This is a genomic window from Acetobacter pasteurianus (assembly GCF_009914215.2).
In the GTDB taxonomy this organism is placed as follows: domain Bacteria; phylum Pseudomonadota; class Alphaproteobacteria; order Acetobacterales; family Acetobacteraceae; genus Acetobacter; species Acetobacter pasteurianus.
Window position 1 is genome coordinate 69,471 of the sequence record NZ_CP039846.2, and the last position, 19,395, is coordinate 88,865.

Sequence of the window (19,395 nt, forward strand, 5' to 3'; positions counted from 1 at the left end):
TCTATTTCCAGTCCACGCCGTAATCAGAGGTAACCCGCCACACGCAGGCGTTCAAAAGCATCTTCGGATTCATGATCCATTGCGCGGCCTGCGCGTTCGGATGTTTTGGTTGTTTCCAGTTCTTCAATCACTTCCGCCAGAGTGGAAGCGTTGCTTTCTACCGGGAAGGTGATGTCTGAATCACCCAAGGAGCGGTAACGCTTGCCGTTTTTGGAGAAGTACAGATCAACCAGCGGGATGCCTTCACGCTCGATATAGCGCCAGATATCGATTTCACGCCAAGCCAGCAGCGGATGCACGCGAATATGCATGCCTTCTTCGTGCGGTGTTGCGTACTGGTCCCAGAATTCGGGCGGTTGGTTACGGATATCCCATTTATGGCTGGCACCACGCGGGCTGAAAACACGTTCCTTGGCGCGTGTTCCCTGCTCATCACGGCGGATACCGGCAATAACGCCCTGTAGCTTGTGCTTTTCGATCATGGCGGCAAGACCTGCCGTTTTACGCGCAGCAGAACGTGCTGCTGGAGGTAGGGAGGGGTCCATATCCTCTACCGGCGGGCACTCACCCAACAGCAGATTGAGGTCCCACTTTTTGGCGTATTCATCGCGGAATTTGTACATTTCCGGGAACTTCTTGCCGGTATCAACATGCATGACAGGGAAGGGAACCCGGCCCAGAAACGCCTTTTTGGCCAGCCAGACCATCACATTGGAATCTTTACCCAAAGACCACAGCATGGCCAGAGGTTTGAGCTTTCTGTACGCTTCTCTCAGAATAAAAACGCTCTGAGCTTCGAGTTGATCAAGATGATCCATGTTTCCGTTTCCGTAACCCTGTGTATGACACGACGTGGCTGAGGGTAAAATCAGCCAGAACCCGTTAGTGTTTAATGTGGATACCGCATTCCGTTTTGTTCAGCCCGGCCCAACGTCCGGCCCGTGCATCCTGCGCACCATCAACTGGTTGCGTGCACGGGGCGCAGCCGATGGAAAGATAGCCTTCCGCCACCAATGGGTGAGGAGGCAGCCCTCGGCGCTGCATTTCCTGCGTGATGTCTTCCGCACTCCAAAATGCAAGAGGGTTGAGCCGTAGCTGCCCATCTTCTCGCAATTCCACAATTTCCAGCGTGGATCTTGTAACAGCCTGCCCACGCTTGCGCCCGGTCACCAGTGCCTCATAGGGCAGAGAGGCCACTTTCAGGGGCTCCACCTTGCGCAAGGCGCAGCAGGCATCTGGATCAAACGCCCATAATTCCCCGGTAGGGTCCCGATTTTCGACCTGCTGGGGCTGAGGAGCCACGTCCTGAACGTTGGAAAGATGCAGAAAATCGGCCAAATTGTGCCGATATTCGAGGGTTTGCGGAAAGTGTTTTCCGGTATTCAGAAACAGCACTTTCATGGCCGGGTCGGCCTCTGCCACCATTGCCAGAAGCAACGCAGATTCCGCCCCGAAAGAGGAGAGGACAGCCAACCTGTCTCCCAAAAGCTCACTGGCCTTGCGCAGCAGCAGAACGGGGTTCTCCTGCACGGGCACAAGCTGCTTGGCTATGGTCGCTGTATCATCAGAAAGAGCGGTCACTACACACAAACCCGTATGACAGAAAATGTAATTAACGACGTGATACAGATATAATAAGGAACCCACAACCCAAAATTCAACGCCTCAATGGTCATATTCCCAAATTAACTATCATAACGGATAGTTATATAGACGATCCCTCACGCGCTCATGTTTTATAGTCCATTTTGTTGGCATAATATATCTTATGCAATTTATGGCCGTTTCGAAAATATCCAGACCGATCCATCATATCCGTCCAGCATGCTTTCACATGCTCATTCTGACGCCCTAAAATCCTGAAATCGATCCACCCTACCGCCTAAAGCGCTCAAAATGCCCGATGCAAAGCCCCCTCACGGGTCAAAATGCCCTGCATCGGGCCAAAAATCATGTTCGATCGATCAGATTACTTTTTTGGCGCCGGATTGTCCCTGCGGAACAGTTCCCATTCTTCCATCACGCTACCATCTGGCAGATGGCAATAGCTGATCTGCCCCTTGTCCGTGCTTTCGGTGCTCAGCGTGCCGCCTTTTTTAACGCAATAAACTGCAGCCGGATTTGGCATCCGCAGCGGCCGCACTGCACGGTTGGCATTTTCTTCGTGCTGTTCATGGCAGCCGCCCAGAAGACCGGTAATTGCAACAGCAAGAACTGCACCGGAAACGCCTTTTTTTGCAGACATTTTATTCTCCTTCATCCCAGCCGCATCATGACAAGCTGAATTATAAACATTTAGTATGGCGTATAGCCCTGAATATGTCTTTAACACGCAACGTGAAAACTGGCCTTACTGCGATAAAAAGGCTATAAATCACTTTCCTTCTCTATAAATCTGGTTCGGTTTGCACTCCATGCCTGATGGTTCTTCCCCGCTTGCTCACTCTTCTGTCACCTCCTCTTCGGAAGTCCGCCATGATTGGACGGTCGCAGAAGTTCAGGCTCTGCTTGACCTGCCGTTTCCTGAACTGATGTTCAGGGCCCAAACACTGCACCGCGCGACGTTTGACCCAACGGAAATCCAAATTTCCACACTGCTTTCCATTAAAACGGGTGGCTGCCCGGAAGATTGCGCCTACTGCCCACAAAGCGCCAAGCATGAACAAGGCGTAAAGGCAGATAAGCTGATGGCTGTTGAAGCCGTGTTGACCGAGGCCAAAAAAGCCAAGGCTGCTGGAGCCAGTCGTTTTTGCATGGGTGCCGCCTGGCGTTCTCCCAAGGAGCGTGATCTGGATACCGTGTGCGCCATGATTGAAGGCGTAAAGCAGCTTGGTATGGAAACCTGCGTAACATTGGGCATGCTGGACAACGCGCAGGCCCATAAACTGCATGATGCCGGGCTGGATTACTACAACCACAACCTAGATACTTCCCCCGAATATTATGGGGAAATCATCAGCACCCGCACCTATCAGGAACGGCTGGATACGCTTTCCAACGTGCGGGATGCCGGCATCAATGTATGCTGCGGTGGCATTGTGGGTTTGGGTGAAAATGAATCGGATCGTGCAGGCCTGATTACGGCCCTTGCCACCCTGCCCGCGCATCCTGAAAGCGTGCCAATTAATCTGCTCGTTAAGGTGGAAGGCACACCTCTGGCCAAAGCGGATGAAGTGGAACCGCTTGATTTTGTGCGCATGATTGCCGCTGCCCGTATTACCATGCCCAAAAGCCGCGTACGCCTTGCCGCTGGCCGCGAAAATATGAGCGATGAAACACAGGCGCTCTGCTTTTTGGCTGGTGCCAACTCCATCTTCTATGGTGAACGCCTGCTGACCACCCCAAACCCACAAGCCACGCGTGACAGAGCTTTGCTGGATAAGCTTGGTATGCACACAACAGGCATTGGCCTGCCTTCTGCATAATTCATGACATATTCGGTTAAAGAAATTTTCCTTACCCTCCAGGGTGAAGGTGGTCAGGCTGGTCGCGCGGCTGTTTTCTGCCGCTTTACGGGCTGCAACCTCTGGTCTGGGCGGGAGGAAGATCGCGATAAAGCCATCTGTCAGTTTTGCGATACCGATTTTATCGGCACAGATGGCGTAAACGGCGGCAAGTTTGAAAATGCGGCCGCACTGGTGGCAACTATTGCCAGTTTCTGGCCGCAGCCCACGCAGGATACAAAAGCAACCGGCCAAAAACTGGTTGTTTTTACAGGGGGTGAACCCCTGCTCCAGCTTGATACCGCCCTGATAGACGCCATGCACGCCCAAGGCTTTAGTATTGCGGTGGAAAGCAACGGCACAGTAATTGCCCCCACAGGCATAGACTGGCTATGCATTAGCCCCAAAGCCGGGGTTGAACTGGTGCAAAAAGCGGGAACCGAGCTGAAGCTTGTATTTCCGCAGCCGGGGATAGACCCCGCCGCTCTGGAAAATCTTGATTTCCAACATTTCTGGCTTCAGCCTATGGATGGCCCTCAGCAGGCAGCCAACACGCAGGCTGCTATTGAATACTGTCTGGCGCACCCTTTATGGGGGCTTTCACTCCAGACCCACAAGCTTATCGGAATACCTTAATCATGCCTCTTCCTGCCCGTGATAAACAGGAATCTGCCCTCGTTCTTTTTTCTGGTGGCCAAGATTCCGCAACCTGTCTGGCATGGGCGCTGGAACGTTATGGGCGTGTAGAAACACTTGGGTTTGATTACGGCCAACGCCATGCGGTTGAACTGGAATGCCGTGCGAGCATTCGCCAAGGGTTTGCGCATCAGAACCCCGTCTGGGCTGAGCGTTTGGGAGAAGACCACACCCTGCCCTTGCACGCATTGGGCGAGGTTTCTGAAACATCCTTAACGCGAGATGCTGAAATCAGCATGGCGGAAAACGGCCTGCCCAATACGTTTGTGCCGGGCCGAAACCTGATTTTTCTTACTTTTGCAGCTGCTCTGGCGGCACGGCGCGGCATTAAGCACATTGTTACCGGCGTGTGCGAAACTGATTATTCGGGCTACCCAGATTGCCGGGATGATACCATTAAAGCCCTACAGGTTGCGCTCAACCTAGGTATGGAATCCCGCTACGTTCTGCACACGCCCCTGATGTGGCTGGATAAAGCCGAAACATGGGAACTGGCGGAAGAACTGGGTGGGCAACCGCTTGTTGAACTGATCAATAAAGAAAGCCACACCTGTTATTTGGGAGAGCGCGGCACATTGCACGCATGGGGGCATGGATGCGGCACCTGCCCCGCCTGCCAACTGCGTAAATCTGGGTGGGATGACTACGTAGCCCACAAAAAAGGCACACAGACACATGCCTGATCTTGTTTTTACCCGCCGTTTTTCCATGGGCCATCGGCTTATTCATGGTGCGAGTGAAAGCTGCGCCCTGCCCCACGGCCATAATGAGTTTGTGACCGTACGCCTGAAACCCACAGCTTTTGCGCCGTTGGATGGCAAAGGCAACATGCCGGTTTCCTTCCAGAAGGCCAAAAGCACGTGGCATCGGTTTGTAGATGAAAAGATGGATCACGCCTTGCAACTTGCAGAGGATGATCCGTTACTGGCGTGGTTTCAAGCTAACGAGCCTGCCCGCGCGGCCCGTATTGTCATCACGCCGGGAGACCCTACTACTGAATTGATGGTCTGCCTACTTATGGCCAAGATCAACGCCTTTCTGGCAGCAGAAGGCGGCGTTTTGCAGTGTTCTGAACTGAGCATTCAGGAAACACCCACCAATACGGTCTCTTTTTCCGGCAATCCGGCAGAGTTTATTCCTGCCCCGCGGCCACCAGAAAATTGCTGGTGGAACCGGGCGGATATGAGCATATCGGACACCGAAAGCCCGGTTACTTTTATCTGATAAAACGCAATAAGAGCCTGCCTTATAACAGGCAGGCTCTATGCAGTATCAGGCTTCTTTCAGCCCCAGAACACTAGTGGTTTTATCAAATAGCTGCGCACAAAGTGCCGGATTATCTGCCAGTTTCTGGCCGTAAGATGGGATAATCTGCTTCAGCTTTTCTTCCCACTCAGGCAGCTTGCTGGCAAAGCACTTTTTCAGAACCGTCAGCATAATTGGAGCTGCAGTTGAGGCACCCGGAGAAGCCCCCAGAAGTGCAGCCACAGAGCCATCTGCGCTGGAAATAACTTCCGTACCAAATTGCAGAACACCGCCTTTTTTGGCGTCTTTCTTGATAATCTGCACGCGCTGCCCAGCCACAACCAGCTCCCAATCCTTGGCCTGCGCATCGGGAATAAAGTCCCGCAACGCCTTGATCCGATCATTGTGGGACTGCATGACCTGTTCGATCAGATACTTGGTAAGCGGCCAGTTATCACGCGCTACAGCCAGCATGGCACTGATGTTGCTTGCCCGGATAGAGCGCGGCAGGTCCATCAAGGAACCGTTTTTCAGGAACCGGGTGGAAAAGCCCGCATATGGGCCAAACAACAGTGCCGGTGTGCCGTCTATCATGCGTGTATCCAGATGCGGAACAGACATGGGAGGCGCACCAACAGAAGCCTTGCCGTAAATCTTGGCATGGTGCTGGGCAATCAGATCCGGGTTGGTGCAACGCAGAAACTGCCCGCTGACCGGGAACCCACCAACGCCGCGAGATTCCGGAATACCCGTTTTCTGCAGCAATGGCAGAGCACCACCACCGCCACCGATAAACACAAACCGCGCCTTAACCTCACGTTCCGTATTCAAGCGCGTATCCTGCACCTTGATAACCCAGCGGCCATCTGCATCACGGCGGATATCATGCACCTCGTGCTTGGTGTGCAATGTGCAGGCTGGCGTGCTGACCAGATAGGTAAACAGCAAGCGCGTGAGTGCACCAAAGTTTACATCTGTGCCGCGCAAGCTGCGGGTAACTGCCAGATTTTGCCCTGCGGGGCGGTTACGCATGATCAGCGGCGCCCACTGCGCAATCTGCGCCTGATCCTGCGTAAACTCCATGCCGGAGAACAGCGGATGCTCGCTCAGCGCCTTATAACGTGCCTGCAGGAAGGACACGTTTTTATCCCCCCACACAAAGCTCATATGTGGCACGGGGGTTAAAAAATCTCGCGCAGAAGCCAGAATGTTCTGCTCAACCAGATACGTCCAGAACTGGCGGGAAACCTGAAACTGCTCGTTGACGTTGATAGCCTTGGAGATATCAACGCTGCCATCTGCCTGCTGGGGCGTGTAATTTAGCTCACACAAAGCAGAATGGCCTGTGCCGGCATTGTTCCAGGCGTTGGAGCTTTCTTCCGCCACGCTATCCAGGCGTTCAAAAATGCTGATGCTCCAGTCCGGCTGAAGCTGCCGCAGCAGGGTTCCCAGCGTGGCGCTCATGACGCCCCCACCGATCAGGACGACATCAACAGAAGAAGCGGTATCGGTCGTGGTGGAACTCATCGTGGTCTCCGCATTGTCAGCCGTATCTGCCTTTTGCACCTTACATGCTGGCAGGGCTGGATCCATACCTGCACATGCCCCCAACTTCTTTTGCATGCAAGAAAGAAGTATGCGCGCGCGGCAGGCCTTTAACTGGAAAGCATTATAGGCACATCGTTGCGCTCTCGCCTGCTCATCTCTGCGAGAGCATGGCAGCTTTTCCTGAACCATTCCCCCATAAAGGCGTTTTGGCTGCTAACCGTTAGAATGGTTTTCTAACATTCACGCATAAATGAAAAGGCTTTGTCATGAGCATTATCAAATACGGTTCCGCACATTGGGAAGGTTCCATTAAAGAAGGCAAAGGCACAATTTCAACCGAAAGCGGCGCCTTAAAAGACCAGCCTTATGGCTTTAACACCCGTTTTGAAGGCAAGCCCGGCTCTAACCCTGAAGAGCTTTTGGGCGCTGCTCATGCGGCCTGTTTTTCCATGGCTTTTTCGCTCATTCTGGGTGAAGCAGGGCTGACCGCCTCTGCCATTGATACACGCGCAGACGTTAGCCTGAACAAAAAGGACGGCGGGTTTGAAATAGATAAAGTCAACCTCACCCTTAAGGCGCGCATTCCGGGTGCTACGGCTGATCAGTTTGAAAAACTGGCCACAAAAGCCAAGGAAGGCTGCCCGGTCTCCAAACTGTTCAAAGGGGCCTCCATTACTTTGGAAGCCACTTTGCTAGACTAATAAGCTGAGTGGGTGGGCTTTTTAGCCCACCTGTGCCCGGTGGCGCATAAGATGGTCTGCCAACACGCAGGCCATCATGGCTTCACCTACTGGTACGGCACGAATACCCACGCATGGGTCATGCCGACCTTTGGTAATCACTTCCGTTTCCTTGCCATCCGTAGTGATGGACGGGACTGGCGTAAGCATGGAGCTGGTAGGCTTAACGGCAAAGCGGGCCACAATAGGCTGACCGCTGGAAATACCACCCAGAATACCACCTGCGTGGTTGGCGCCAAAAGTCAGCTTGCCATCTCGCATATACAACGGATCTGCATTTTCCTGCCCCGTGAGGGAAGCAGAAGCAAAGCCATCTCCAATTTCAACGCCCTTTACGGCATTGATGCTCATGAGGGCCGCAGCCAGATCTGAATCCAGCTTGCCATAAACGGGTGCACCCAAACCAGCAGGCACGCCCTCGGCCACAACCTCAATCACGGCACCGATGGAAGACCCTGCCTTGCGAATACCCGCAAGATATTCTTCCCATTCTGCCACCACACCAGCATCTGGGCAGAAAAAGGGGTTGCGGTTTACTTCTTCCCAATCCCAACGTGTGCGGTCGATATCATGCGGGCCAAGCTGCACCAGTGCTGCACGAATACGCACGCCATCGCCCAGAATCTTGCGGGCCACAGCACCGGCTGCCACACGGCAAGCCGTTTCACGCGCAGAGGAACGCCCACCACCACGATAATCACGGATGCCGTATTTCAGATCATACGTCAGATCAGCATGGCCGGGCCGATATGTGCGAGCAATATCGCCGTAATCGCGCGAGCGCTGATCTGTGTTTTCGATCATCAGGGAAATTGGTGTGCCTGTTGTCTGCCCTTCGAACACGCCAGATAGAATACGCACCTGATCCGGCTCTTTACGCTGTGTGGTAAAGGCAGATTGCCCCGGCTTGCGCTTATCCAGAAACGGCTGAATATCCGCTTCTGTGAGCGCCAGACGCGGCGGGCATCCATCCACTACACAGCCAATAGCTGGGCCGTGGCTTTCACCCCAAGTGGTCACACGGAAAAGCTGTCCGAAGGTATTGTAAGACACGGCGCGCCCTCAGTCCCCAGCTACAGAAATATCAGGGGCAGTCGGGTTTTTCATGCCCACAACATGGTAACCGCAATCCACATGGTGCACTTCACCCGTTACGCCGGATGAAAGATCAGACACCATATACAGGCCAGCGCCACCCACTTCTTCCAACGCCACGTTGCGTTCGAGCGGTGAGTTATACTGGTTCCACTTCAGAATATAGCGGAAATCCCCAATGCCATTGGCGGCAAGGGTTTTGATAGGACCTGCAGAAATAGCGTTTACACGAATGCCATCACGCCCCAGATCTGTTGCCATATACCGCACAGAAGCTTCCAACGCAGCCTTGGCAATGCCCATCACGTTGTAATGCGGCATCACTCGTTCTGCGCCCAGATAGCTCAGGGTCAGCAAGGAGCCACCATTTTTCATCAGCTTGGAAGCGCGCTGCGCAACGGCCGTGAAGGAATAGCAGGAAATATCCAGCGCCTTCAAAAATGCTTCACGCGGGGTATCAACATACCGCCCACGCAGGAACTGCTTGTCTGCCCAGCCAATGGCATGCACCACAAAGTCCAGTTCACCCCATTCTTTTTCAATGGTGGCAAAAGCGGCATCAATGGCGGCGTCATCCGTTACATCGCAGGGCAGAACCAAGCTGGAACCCACGCTTTCTGCCAGAGGCTGCACGCGCTTGCCCAGAGCTTCGCCCTGATACGTAAACGCAAGCTCCCCACCCTGTGCCGCAACGGCGGAGGCAATGCCCCATGCAATGGAACGATCATTAGCGACACCCATTACCAGACCCTTCTTGCCCTTCATGAGCGTTCCCTGAGCAGGCAATGTGGCGTTGGGAGAAGACATGCGAGACCTCAACCTATTTCTGTTGTTCAAATATCCGAATGTTCGCTGGTTGGTCGCATACACGCGCTATTGAAACAAGAGCAAAGCGACACACATGCTTCAAACCCGGTGAACGTAGGAGTATGATAACAGGCACAAAGCTGCAATGCCGCAGCTTGACGTAAACGAACACGAATTGAGTCCGAGCATGACGGAAACCTCACCTTCTCCCGCAGCCCTCCCATTAGACAGTCAGCCTCTGATTGATCTGGCAGCCAACCCGTTTACGCTGTTTGAGACATGGATGAAGGAGGCGGAAAAGACAGAGGTGAACGACCCCAATGCCATGGTGCTGGCCACAGCCACGCGGGACGGCAGACCATCGGCGCGCATTGTGCTGCTGAAAGGGGCAGACCATAGAGGGTTTGTTTTTTACACCAATACGCACAGCCGCAAGGGGCGTGAGTTGGAAGAAAACCCGCACGTAGCCCTGCTGTTCCACTGGAAAAGCCAGCGCCGCCAGATTCGGATTGAAGGGGCAGTAACCCCCGTAACGCCGGAAGAAGCCGATGCGTATTTTGCGAGTCGGAGCCGTGTTTCGCGCCTTGGTGCTGTGGCCTCGGATCAATCCCGCCCGCTGGCAGACCGCGCCGTATTTGAAGAACGCCTGAAACAGGTGGAAGAAGCATATCCGCAAGATCCTATTCCCCGCCCGGCCAACTGGTCTGGCTACCGGGTAAACCCCGAATATTTTGAGTTCTGGCAGGAACGGCGCTTCCGCTTGCATGATCGCGCCGTATGGGCACGTAATGGAAACGATTGGGATGTTACGCGTTTATATCCGTAAGCGCACAGCCACTTGAAACACATCATTTTATAAATGACAGCGGAGAAAAATAAGAATGAAAGACGTTCGTAAAATTCTGCTGCCGCTTCCCAGCACCTCCAATGCTGAAGCCGCACTTATCCGAGGCTACAATTTTGCCCGCCGCTTTGGCGCGCATCTAGCTGTGCTGCATGTGCGCCCAGATGGGCGGGAAATGGCACCACTGGCTGGTGAAGGCCTTTCCGGCGCCATGGTGGAAGACCTGATGCGCTCTGCCGAGCACGAAGGTGCACGCCATGCGCATGAAGTGCATGCCCTGTTTGAACGTTTTGTGGCCGCGCATCCAGATATTCAGGTTGTACCCCCGCGCGGCCCCTTCCCTATGGACGCGCCGACAATCAGCTTTAACATCATGCGTGGTGCGGAAAGTGAAATCGTGCCTGCACAGGCACGTTTGTCCGACTTCACACTCGTACCGCACCCTGATTCGGGTGATGCTGTTTCATCTTCCGAAACCCTGCATGCCGTTCTGTTTGATAGCGGACGCCCGGTAGTTATTGCCCCGCGCACGCCGCCCAAAGGGCTTATCAAACGTGTTTGCATTGCATGGAATGGCACAGCAGAGGCCTCATCCGCCCTGCGTGGCGCTCTGGCATGGGCACTTACAGCAGATGCCGTGCGCGTGCTGCACTGCGGAGATTACCAGCGCCGTGGCCCTACTGCGCAGGACGTGGTGGACTATCTGGCCATCCACGGCATTACGGCGGATTGTGTGGAATTCCCGCCCGTAGATCGGGATGTGGGCAAAGGACTGGAAGCCGCTTGTAAGGACTTTGATGCCGACATGCTAGCAATGGGTGCTTACTCACACTCTCGCCTGCGCCAGCTCATTCTGGGTGGTGTTACCCGTTATACGCTGGAACATGCCGATATTACGGTGCTGATGAGCCGCTAAAGCCTGAAAGGTGCAGAGGGTTTGCCAAGGCAGGCCCTCTGTTATTTTAGGGATCAGCTACTTCAAACACGGCACCATCCCATGCAGGCTCAATACCTGCGGGAAGATGATCCTGCATCCACTGCCAATCCATATCCGGGCCCATATGGGTGAGTATCATGCGGCGTGGATTGATAGCCTGCTGCCATTCCAACACCCGTTCCAGCCATGCATGTGCGCTATGGGGCTGGCGCTGGAAGCAATCCACCATCCATGTATCTACCCCACGCAAAACTTCCACAGAGTCTTCGGGAAACTCCATAACATCGGTGCTGTAAACAAAGTCTCCACACCGCACACCTGTTGATCCAACGCGCCCATGCACTTGGTCAAACAAGGTAAATTCCGTGCCGCTTATGGTAACAGGCTGCCCCATTTTTACCGGATGCGCTTCCACCACAGCACGGAAGAAGTTTGGTGGTGTCCACGGTTTGAACACATAATCAAACCGCCGCTGAATATCTTCCAGCGTTTCCGCTGCTCCATAAGCATGTAAAGGTTTTTGAATCACGCGGTTAACGGCGCGCACTTCATCCAGCCCGGAAATATGATCCGCATGGGCATGGGTGAAGATGATAGATTCAAAATCCTTGATGCCATTTACCAAAAGCTGCGCACGCAAATCCGGCCCCGTATCTACTAATACGCCAGCACCGTTTTTTAACCGCAGCAAAATGGAGGAACGGGTACGGGTGTTCCGAGGCTCCTTGGGGTTACACGCGCCCCAGATTCCGTGGCCATCAGCCCCACCAACCATAGGCACGCCGGCAGACCCACCACACCCCAGCACTGTAATTTTCATACCCGTTTCCCCCACATTCTCTCGGCAACCACCACACTGCCTTGCGGAATAACCGGTAGAAATTCTCGGTGGTCATGCGTGTAAAATCTGGCAGTTCCATGCCGCGTTCCTGCGCAATTCGGGCTGCCGTGTGCGCCACAAAAGCAGGCTGATTACGCTTGCCGCGCTTTGGCACGGGCGCGAGGTAGGGAGAATCCGTTTCCACCACAATGCGATCTGCCGGAAGATCGCGCGCAACAGCCCGGATTTCATCGCATTTCGGAAATGTGGCGATACCAGAAAAACTGACATACCCGCCCAGATTGACCACACGTTGCGCCAGTTCCGGGCCAGAGGCAAAACAATGCAGCAAAATGGGGAAAGCCCCCTTTGCATGTTCTTCCTCTAAAATTGTGGCCACATCTTCGTCCGCCTGACGGGCGTGGATGATAACCGGCACATCCAGTTCCCGCGCGGCACGAATATGCTGGCGAAAATATTCGTGCTGGAGCGGGCGCACGTCTTCCTTGCCGTGGAAGTAATCCAGCCCGGTTTCACCAATACCAATCACTTCAGGCACATCAGCAATGGCCACAATATCCGCAACGCTGGGCAGAGGCTCTTCCTCCACGTGGTCCGGATGTGTGCCAACGGTGCACCATAGGCGCATATCTGGCGTATTCAGCTTGGCCAGAGCCTTTTGTTCTGGAGCACGGGCCAAGCGGGTACCGATAGTAACCATCCCGCTCAAGCCCGCCTCTTTGGCGGCCTCAAGCAGTTCTGGCATTTCCTCGGCTGAAAAATGATCAAGATGGCAGTGAGAATCTATTAACCCTGCCAGCTTTTTACTGTCCTCTGTCATCATTATGCCTGTTCGGGCTCAACATAGCGGGGGAAGATGCCCTGCGGTGCCGGAAGCTGACGTCCACCGGGCAGTGGCATTTCCAGCGCGGCAAAGCTACGTTCTTCTGCCGTAACAGCAAGCTGGTCCAGCATGCGCTCCATGCTCTGCGGCATGAAAGGCTGGAGCATGGTGGCAATACCACGCAGGGCATCCACCAACACGCGCAGCACGTCCTTCATGCGTTCGGGGTCTGTTTTACGCAGCGCCCACGGGGCCTGATGATCGATATATGCGTTGCAGGCGCGGATAACCTTCCACACATCTTCCAGCGCATCTGTAAGGGCGCACCGCTCAATCTGAGATTTCAGCAGATCGGGCAGCACCATCACCTGCCCCAGCAGATGGGTATCTTCCTCTGTCAGCTCACGCCGTTCAGGCAGAATACCACCGCAGTTGCGCGCTACCAGAGAAAGCGTGCGCTGGGCCAGATTACCCAGATCATTCGCCAGTTCCACATTGTTGCGCATAATCAGCGCCTTGCGGGAAAGATCACTATCCCCGCCAAAAGGCACTTCACGCAGCAGGAAGAAGCGAACTGCATCCAGCCCAAATTCTTTCACCAGATCACGCGGGTCCACCACATTGCCCAGAGATTTGCTCATCTTCTGGCCTTCAATGGTCCACCAGCCGTTGGCAAACACCTTGCGCGGCAGTTCAATACCGGCGGCCATAAGGAAGGCAGGCCAGTAAACGGCATGGAAGCGCGCAATATCCTTGCCGACCAGATGCAGGTTGGCAGGCCAGAACGCCATGCGCGGCGCGCTGGTATCCGGGTAGCCCAGAGCGCTCAGATAGTTAGCGAGTGCATCAAACCACACGTACATAACGTGCTTATCATCACCCGGAACGGGAATGCCCCATTTGAAGCTGGTACGGCTGATGGAAAGATCGCGCAGGCCTTGCTTCACAAAGCTGACAATCTCGTTCCGCGCGCCGTGTGGCCCCAGAAAATCCGGGTTGTTTTCATACAGCTCCAGCAGCCGATCCTGATACTCGGACAGCTTGAAGAAGTAAGAGGGTTCCTTCACCCATTCTACCGGCGCACCTGTGGGGGCAACCTTTTTGCCGTCCGGGCCGGGCACCAGTTCATCTTCACCGTAGAAGCATTCATCACGCAGAGCGTACCAGCCCTCATACGCGCCCAGATAAATGGCCCCGTTATCAGCCACTTTCTTCCACAATGCCTGCGTGCTGGTAATGTGGCGTGGTTCTGTGGTGCGGATGAAATCATCATAAGAGATGTTCATGGCATCGGCCATGTTGCGGAAATCGGCCGAAACCTTATCCGCAAAACTTTTGGCATCCGTGCCATTGGCCTGCGCGGCCTGTTCCACCTTCTGGCCGTGCTCATCCGTGCCCGTCAGAAAGAAGACCTCATCCCCTGCCAGACGATGAAAGCGGGCCATCACATCCGCAGCGATAGACGTGTAAGCGTGGCCGATATGGGGCGCTCCGTTCACGTAATAGATGGGCGTAGTTACATAGAAACGACGGGTCATTCTCGGCTCGCAATCGTCATAGCTTCAAGCAGGGCTTCCTGTTTATCCAGATTAAAGCGTTCCGTCTCGGCGTGCTTGCGCATGGTGGCTTCCCACGCATTGGCCAAGGCCACACATTGCGGGTTGCCCTGCCGCGCCGCCTGACGGGCCTGTATCTGGAGTGTGTCTGATAACAGGCTGAAAAACAGACTGAAACCATAATCCCTGCGTAAAATGGTTTCTGCAACCTCATAGCTGCGTAATGGCGTAATACCCTGCACCACTTCGTGCACAAGGCTGGCAATTTCACCACCCTTATCTGCCAGCAACGCCAGAGCACGCCCCGGCGCGCCGTGGGCTTCTGCCATAACACGCTGTATTTCTGTATCCGAAGCCTCTGGAGCCTGTGCCCGCAGCACGGCAGACATATCTGCCGCATCCAGCGGGGCAAGTTCCAACTTGCGGCATCGGCTACGGATGGTGGGCAAAAGCCGCCCCGGAGCAGAACAGGTTAACAACAATACCGTAGCGGGTGGTGGCTCTTCCAGAATTTTCAGCACGGCGTTGGCCGCACTGCGGTTCATGTACTCTGCGCCATCCACAATCACAACGCGCCACCCGCCTTCTGCCGCTGTGCGCCGCAAAAAGGAGTTAATGGGGCGCACATCATCGGCCACAATCTCGCTGCGGTATTTCTGGCGTTTTTCATCAAACCCACGCGCAACCACCAGCAAATCTGCATGAGTGGCGGCAGAAACACGCCGCCCAGCGGGGCTCAGTTCATCCTCCCCGCCCAGCAATATACGTGCCAGCCGGAACGCGAAGGTGGCCTTACCAATGCCCGGTGGCCCCGTAATCAGCCACGCATGGGGCAAGCGCCCACCCTGCATGGCCTGCCGAAACGCCTGCAAAGCAGCCTGATGCCCACGCAGTTGCAAAGATGCCAAGCGCGGCTCCTGCACGCCCTCAGCCCTCGGCATGGGCCAGACGGGCCTGGATATCTTTCAGAATCTGGGCATTCACCTGCTCTGCCGAATAGACGGAAGTATCCACCACCACCACCCGTTGCGGCTCGGCCCTGACGATATGTGCAAACCCATCTGCCAAACGGGCATGAAAATCCTCATCCGCCTGTTCATACCTGTCTGTTGGCGCACCACGCGCAGCCAGACGTTGGCGGGAGATAGCGCGTGGCGCTTGCAGCAGAAAGGTTACATCTGGCTGTAAACCAAGCTGTTTTTGCAATGTTTCAATCAGGCTTAAAATAGCCGGATCACCATTGGCGCGCCCATATCCCTGATATGCCATAGTGGAATCGGTAAAGCGATCACACAGCACAATCTGCCCGGCCTTGAGGGCGGGCAGAATGACCTGATCAACGTGATCATACCGTGCGGCAAAATGGGTAAGAATTTCTGCTCGGGCAGAGAGCGGATTTTTACCAAAAAGCAAAAGCTGGCGCAGATCTTCCGCCCCGGCAGACCCGCCCGGCTCACGCGTGGCCAGAACTTTCTGGCCCTGTGCTTCCAGATTTTCCTTCAAAAGCCGCAGCTGGGTGGACTTTCCCACCCCTTCTGCGCCTTCCAACGTTATGAACATACCACAAGCCATGGATTACAGGTGCAGCCGACGTGCAGCCCGCCCCAAAAAGCCCAGTGCAGGCACGCTCTGCCCAGCTTGCACCGGAATACTGGCCTGCCGCCCACCGGGGAGCGCCACTGTAAGCTGCCCCACAATCTGCCCAGCCTGCACAGGCGCAATAATCGGGCCGTTATAGTCCAGCGCCAGATGCGTGCCGTTGCGCCAACCATGTGGCAGAAGGATTTTGAAATCCTGCGCAGCCACCAGCGGCACTGTCTGGGTCACGCCCATCCATACGGGCGCCTGCTCCAGCACATCGCCTTTGCTGACAATCTGTGCGGTTTCAAAATTGGCAAAAGCCCAGCCCATCAGGCGCTCAGCTTCCCGCCCACGGGCTGCGGAAGAAGGCAGGCCGTTAACAGCCAGCACCACACGCCGCCCTTCGCGCTCGGAAGATGCGCACAGGCCAAAACCACCTGCATCTGTGTGGCCGGTTTTCAGGCCATCGGCCAAACCTTTGACTACCAGAGAGTTCCGGTTTTCCTGCCTGATTTTGTTAAACAGGAATTCTTTTTCCGAGAAGAAGTGGTAGTATTCCGGGAAATCATGAATCAGACGCAGGGCCAGATAGGCCACATCCCGCGCAGACATGTAATGATTTTCTGCCGGCCATCCGGTTGCGTTCATGAAGTGCGAATTGGTTAGCCCCAGCTTGGTGGCTGTATCGTTCATCAGCGCCACAAACTGTTCTTCCGAGCCGGAAATGCCTTCTGCAATAACAATACAGGCATCATTACCGGACTGGATGACCATGCCCTGAATAAGATCCTGCACGCTCACGCTTTGGCCCAAAGGCACAAACATGCGTGAACCCTGCATACGCCATGCGCGTTCACTTACGGGCAACATCTGATCCAACTTCAGGCGGCCAGATTTGAGCATGCCAAATGTGACGTATGCCGTCATCATCTTGGTAAGGGATGATGGGGGCATGCGCTCATCTGCATTTTTCTCAAGCAGTGTGGCACCGCTATTGTAATCCAGAATGCAGGCCCAGCGTGCCTGTGTGTCCACCGGCCCCACGGGCGTGGTGGCGGGTGTATCCGCCCCCGGCACAGCAGGCTGGGCCGCCGCAGGTGCTGCACCTTTGGCCGCCGCGCCGTGGTGGCGAGGCCGTGCCATGGCATCAAGCGCATAGGCACCAGAGAAAAGGGCAGCGCCCCCTGCGAGTAAGAACCGTCGAGTCTGCAACATTTTTCCCTATTCGACGACGATATGAGATCCGGTTAAACCAGTAGCAAGTGCTCGCTTAAGGGCGGCATCTGCTTCGCTTATAGTCGTAAAAGGCCCGTAGCGCACAGCCCACATTGTGCTATGCCCCAAAAACACAGGCCGAACGCTGGCACCTTGTGCCGCCGCCTGCCGCATAGCGGCCAAGCGGGATGTAAAGTCCATGGTTTCCACCCACAGCATGCTGGACACAGGCGCGCCCTGCATAACAGTGGCTGGCAGATCTGCCAGCCCCACCTTGCCCGGCGCAGGCGTTTCCTGCGTGGTGTTATCTGCCAGAACTGTAAGGCCCTGCCTATCCACCGGCGCGTTACCTAATGCTGTTTGCTGCACTTTTTCCAGCGGAGCAGCACTAATCTGCAACATGGGGCCGCCGGGCAGAACTTCGGCAAACTGCCTGCTGGCCATTTCATCTTCCACCACCTGCACACGTGCAGGCTCCTTACCTACGCCAAGCAAATCTGCGGCACGTGGGGTAAGGCCGATCATGCGTCCCGGGTCATTCGGGCCACGATCATTCAGGCGGATCACAATCTGCCGTCCGTTATCCAGATTGGTTACGCGCACCACGGCGGGTAGCTGTAACGTCTGATGGCTGCCTGTCATGCTGGCAGCATGCCAGACCTCACCATCCGCTGTCAGATGCCCTTCTGCCTGTGCAGGTTCCCTTACGGCCAAACCCGTGCCTTGCCATGCAAAGTCTTCCCGCGGGTAAAACCACTTGCCGCCGGCCTGCCATGCCGGCCCAACTGTATAATGCAGATCCTGCTGTGCCACGGGCTGCTGGCGCGAACAGGCCAGAACTGCCAGGCACCCTACAAGGGCGAGTTTTTTCACGTTATTGCATCACCAAGAAGCCCTACACCCAGCGCGTAGAAATCGGAGGGGTTGTAGCGGCGGATCACGTTGAAATTATGATAGACGATAAAGGCTTCACCCCCCACCCCATCCGGGCGGATAATGGCACCTTCCTGCACAGCGCTTGAAAACTGCCCTGCGCGTGGCCGCACACCCTGCTGCGCCCACCATGAAATGGGATGCACAGCCGTACGGCCAATTTGTGCCTGTGTTATGGTATCAGGCAGCAATACTTCCTCACCCCACGGCTGGCCGGGCAGCCAATGGCACTTGGCCAGATAATTGGCGATAGAGGCAAAAACATCGGCTTCATTATGCCAGATATCGCGCCGCCCACCTTCCGGGTAACTGGCTGCGTAACGCAAATAGGCGCTGGGCATAAACTGCGGCTGCCCCATGGCCCCTGCATAGCTGCCCAGCATGCCTGCGGGTGTGATATCACCCTGCCCCAGAATGCTCAGCGCCTTCATGAGTTCTGAGCGGAAAAAAGCCGAACGCCTGCCATCATAGGCCAGAGTCGCCAGGGCATCGATCACATGGAATGTGCCCATGCGCGTGCCGTAAGCAGATTCCAGCCCCCAGATACCTGCAATAGCCCCTTTACCAACGCCATATGTGGAACTGATACGGTTGAGCAGCGCTGTACGTTGGCCAACAGCCGCCAGCCCATCGGAAATTTTCTTTTCCGTAAGAACCCGATCTTTATATTGCGCCCATGTCAGGGTGAATTCTGGCTGATGCCGGTCTGCCTTAAGCACCTTGGCATTTGGCTGGGAGGTAAGTGCGAGCGCCTGATCCACCACAGAGGCAGAAATACCCTGCCCTATGGCTTCACGCCGCACGCCTGCCAGAAAGGTGGCGTAACTGGATGAAGCAGCGGGGTGCGGGGTTGTCGCCGCAGTGGTGCGGGCCAATACAGGTGTGGCGAACAGAGCAGAAGCCCCACCAACAAGAAGTTTTCTTCGTAGCATTAAGGCTTCACGCTTCTGATCTGTGTAACATTCAAAACCGTAGAATATAGTGGAATAAGGCCTTTGTCAGGCCATCTTCTTTATTCCTTGTTTTTGCTTACCACCACATCCCCCAATACCAGCCACCACCCCTTGACAATACTGTCACAAAAGAGCCTG

At 55.1% G+C, this 19,395-nt stretch carries 20 protein-coding genes and 1 pseudogene; 7 read left to right on the forward strand and 14 right to left on the reverse strand.

Going from position 1 to position 19,395, the window contains the following annotated elements:
• Positions 1-23: 23 nt before the first annotated feature.
• The 3 genes from cysD to FCN51_RS13540 all read right to left on the reverse strand — a co-directional run bounded on the left by cysD (position 24) and on the right by FCN51_RS13540 (position 2,245).
• Complete coding sequence (gene cysD, locus FCN51_RS13530; RefSeq protein ID WP_003628792.1) at positions 24-818, reverse strand: sulfate adenylyltransferase subunit CysD; 795 nt, start codon at positions 816-818, stop codon at positions 24-26.
• Between the two features lie 64 nt (positions 819-882).
• Entirely contained in the window at positions 883-1,647 is a 765-nt protein-coding gene (locus FCN51_RS13535) for a phosphoadenylyl-sulfate reductase (RefSeq protein WP_160256176.1), read from the reverse strand.
• Positions 1,648-1,969: 322 nt separating this feature from the next.
• Complete coding sequence (locus FCN51_RS13540; RefSeq protein ID WP_004449089.1) at positions 1,970-2,245, reverse strand: putative hemolysin; 276 nt, start codon at positions 2,243-2,245, stop codon at positions 1,970-1,972.
• Between the two features lie 169 nt (positions 2,246-2,414).
• Between FCN51_RS13540 and bioB the strand changes: the two genes are divergently transcribed.
• The 4 genes from bioB to FCN51_RS13560 are packed head-to-tail and all read left to right on the forward strand — an operon-like array spanning position 2,415 to position 5,363.
• Positions 2,415-3,425 carry a biotin synthase BioB gene (gene bioB / locus FCN51_RS13545; protein WP_020944712.1) on the forward strand — a complete coding sequence of 337 codons (1,011 nt, stop codon included), beginning with the start codon at positions 2,415-2,417 and terminating at the stop codon, positions 3,423-3,425.
• Positions 3,426-3,428: 3 nt separating this feature from the next.
• A complete protein-coding gene (queE, locus tag FCN51_RS13550) occupies positions 3,429-4,079 on the forward strand; it encodes a 7-carboxy-7-deazaguanine synthase (RefSeq protein ID WP_160256177.1) in 651 nt (216 codons plus the stop codon).
• A gap of 2 nt (positions 4,080-4,081) precedes the next feature.
• The gene (gene queC, locus FCN51_RS13555) at positions 4,082-4,822 is read left to right on the forward strand and encodes a 7-cyano-7-deazaguanine synthase QueC (RefSeq protein ID WP_160256178.1); all 741 of its coding nucleotides are present in this window, start codon (positions 4,082-4,084) and stop codon (positions 4,820-4,822) included.
• Positions 4,815-5,363 carry a 6-pyruvoyl trahydropterin synthase family protein gene (locus tag FCN51_RS13560; RefSeq protein WP_160256179.1) on the forward strand — a complete coding sequence of 183 codons (549 nt, stop codon included), beginning with the start codon at positions 4,815-4,817 and terminating at the stop codon, positions 5,361-5,363. The genes queC and FCN51_RS13560 overlap by 8 nt, the downstream gene beginning before the upstream one ends.
• A 48-nt stretch (positions 5,364-5,411) precedes the next feature.
• On the opposite strand, the gene FCN51_RS13565 is transcribed toward FCN51_RS13560, so the two are convergent.
• Complete coding sequence (locus FCN51_RS13565) at positions 5,412-7,121, reverse strand: malate:quinone oxidoreductase (protein ID WP_310257305.1); 1,710 nt, start codon at positions 7,119-7,121, stop codon at positions 5,412-5,414.
• Between the two features lie 77 nt (positions 7,122-7,198).
• Between FCN51_RS13565 and FCN51_RS13570 the strand changes: the two genes are divergently transcribed.
• The gene (locus tag FCN51_RS13570) at positions 7,199-7,633 is read left to right on the forward strand and encodes an OsmC family protein (protein ID WP_003623526.1); all 435 of its coding nucleotides are present in this window, start codon (positions 7,199-7,201) and stop codon (positions 7,631-7,633) included.
• Between the two features lie 21 nt (positions 7,634-7,654).
• On the opposite strand, the gene aroC is transcribed toward FCN51_RS13570, so the two are convergent.
• A complete protein-coding gene (aroC, locus tag FCN51_RS13575) occupies positions 7,655-8,725 on the reverse strand; it encodes a chorismate synthase (protein WP_003623525.1) in 1,071 nt (356 codons plus the stop codon).
• A gap of 9 nt (positions 8,726-8,734) precedes the next feature.
• Positions 8,735-9,574: an enoyl-ACP reductase FabI gene (gene fabI, locus FCN51_RS13580; RefSeq protein ID WP_003623523.1), complete on the reverse strand. Its 840-nt coding sequence runs from the start codon at positions 9,572-9,574 to the stop codon at positions 8,735-8,737.
• Positions 9,575-9,719: 145 nt separating this feature from the next.
• Between fabI and pdxH the strand changes: the two genes are divergently transcribed.
• Positions 9,720-10,400, forward strand: a complete 681-nt coding sequence (pdxH, locus tag FCN51_RS13585; protein ID WP_201762582.1) for a pyridoxamine 5'-phosphate oxidase — start codon at positions 9,720-9,722, stop codon at positions 10,398-10,400.
• A gap of 55 nt (positions 10,401-10,455) precedes the next feature.
• A complete protein-coding gene (locus tag FCN51_RS13590) occupies positions 10,456-11,334 on the forward strand; it encodes a universal stress protein (RefSeq protein ID WP_003623520.1) in 879 nt (292 codons plus the stop codon).
• A 46-nt stretch (positions 11,335-11,380) separates the two neighbouring features.
• Here the strand turns inward: FCN51_RS13590 and FCN51_RS13595 are convergent, their stop codons facing one another.
• From FCN51_RS13595 to FCN51_RS13630, 8 genes and pseudogenes are all read right to left on the reverse strand, one after another.
• On the reverse strand, positions 11,381-12,175 hold the full coding sequence (locus FCN51_RS13595) for an MBL fold metallo-hydrolase (protein WP_201762583.1): 795 nt from the start codon (positions 12,173-12,175) through the stop codon (positions 11,381-11,383).
• A gap of 34 nt (positions 12,176-12,209) precedes the next feature.
• A pseudogene (locus tag FCN51_RS13600) lies at positions 12,210-13,019 on the reverse strand (TatD family hydrolase); the annotation flags it as partial.
• Entirely contained in the window at positions 13,019-14,557 is a 1,539-nt protein-coding gene (gene metG / locus FCN51_RS13605) for a methionine--tRNA ligase (protein WP_160256181.1), read from the reverse strand. The gene metG and the pseudogene FCN51_RS13600, both read right to left, overlap by 1 nt.
• A complete protein-coding gene (locus FCN51_RS13610) occupies positions 14,554-15,498 on the reverse strand; it encodes a DNA polymerase III subunit delta' (protein ID WP_003623513.1) in 945 nt (314 codons plus the stop codon). Before FCN51_RS13610 ends, metG begins: the two co-directional genes overlap by 4 nt.
• Positions 15,499-15,502: 4 nt before the next feature.
• On the reverse strand, positions 15,503-16,147 hold the full coding sequence (gene tmk / locus FCN51_RS13615) for a dTMP kinase (protein WP_160256182.1): 645 nt from the start codon (positions 16,145-16,147) through the stop codon (positions 15,503-15,505).
• Positions 16,148-16,150: 3 nt separating this feature from the next.
• On the reverse strand, positions 16,151-17,371 hold the full coding sequence (locus tag FCN51_RS13620; RefSeq protein WP_124305966.1) for a D-alanyl-D-alanine carboxypeptidase family protein: 1,221 nt from the start codon (positions 17,369-17,371) through the stop codon (positions 16,151-16,153).
• Positions 17,372-17,377: 6 nt separating this feature from the next.
• Positions 17,378-18,244: a septal ring lytic transglycosylase RlpA family protein gene (locus FCN51_RS13625; protein WP_160256183.1), complete on the reverse strand. Its 867-nt coding sequence runs from the start codon at positions 18,242-18,244 to the stop codon at positions 17,378-17,380.
• Positions 18,241-19,236 carry a lytic murein transglycosylase gene (locus FCN51_RS13630; RefSeq protein WP_160256184.1) on the reverse strand — a complete coding sequence of 332 codons (996 nt, stop codon included), beginning with the start codon at positions 19,234-19,236 and terminating at the stop codon, positions 18,241-18,243. Before FCN51_RS13630 ends, FCN51_RS13625 begins: the two co-directional genes overlap by 4 nt.
• Positions 19,237-19,395 lie beyond the last annotated feature (159 nt).

Bases quoted from the DNA above. Each gene is read 5' to 3' on its own strand.
- cysD (WP_003628792.1), bottom strand. From the start codon at position 818: ATGGATCATCTTGATCAACTCGAAGCTCAGAGCGTTTTTATTCTGAGA.
- FCN51_RS13540 (WP_004449089.1), bottom strand. From the start codon at position 2,245: ATGTCTGCAAAAAAAGGCGTTTCCGGTGCAGTTCTTGCTGTTGCAATT.
- bioB (WP_020944712.1), top strand. From the start codon at position 2,415: ATGCCTGATGGTTCTTCCCCGCTTGCTCACTCTTCTGTCACCTCCTCT.
- queE (WP_160256177.1), top strand. From the start codon at position 3,429: ATGACATATTCGGTTAAAGAAATTTTCCTTACCCTCCAGGGTGAAGGT.
- queC (WP_160256178.1), top strand. From the start codon at position 4,082: ATGCCTCTTCCTGCCCGTGATAAACAGGAATCTGCCCTCGTTCTTTTT.
- FCN51_RS13560 (WP_160256179.1), top strand. From the start codon at position 4,815: ATGCCTGATCTTGTTTTTACCCGCCGTTTTTCCATGGGCCATCGGCTT.
- FCN51_RS13565 (WP_310257305.1), bottom strand. From the start codon at position 7,121: ATGGTTCAGGAAAAGCTGCCATGCTCTCGCAGAGATGAGCAGGCGAGA.
- FCN51_RS13570 (WP_003623526.1), top strand. From the start codon at position 7,199: ATGAGCATTATCAAATACGGTTCCGCACATTGGGAAGGTTCCATTAAA.
- fabI (WP_003623523.1), bottom strand. From the start codon at position 9,574: ATGTCTTCTCCCAACGCCACATTGCCTGCTCAGGGAACGCTCATGAAG.
- pdxH (WP_201762582.1), top strand. From the start codon at position 9,720: ATGCCGCAGCTTGACGTAAACGAACACGAATTGAGTCCGAGCATGACG.
- FCN51_RS13590 (WP_003623520.1), top strand. From the start codon at position 10,456: ATGAAAGACGTTCGTAAAATTCTGCTGCCGCTTCCCAGCACCTCCAAT.
- FCN51_RS13595 (WP_201762583.1), bottom strand. From the start codon at position 12,175: ATGAAAATTACAGTGCTGGGGTGTGGTGGGTCTGCCGGCGTGCCTATG.
- metG (WP_160256181.1), bottom strand. From the start codon at position 14,557: ATGACCCGTCGTTTCTATGTAACTACGCCCATCTATTACGTGAACGGA.
- tmk (WP_160256182.1), bottom strand. From the start codon at position 16,147: ATGGCTTGTGGTATGTTCATAACGTTGGAAGGCGCAGAAGGGGTGGGA.
- FCN51_RS13620 (WP_124305966.1), bottom strand. From the start codon at position 17,371: ATGTTGCAGACTCGACGGTTCTTACTCGCAGGGGGCGCTGCCCTTTTC.
- FCN51_RS13630 (WP_160256184.1), bottom strand. From the start codon at position 19,236: ATGCTACGAAGAAAACTTCTTGTTGGTGGGGCTTCTGCTCTGTTCGCC.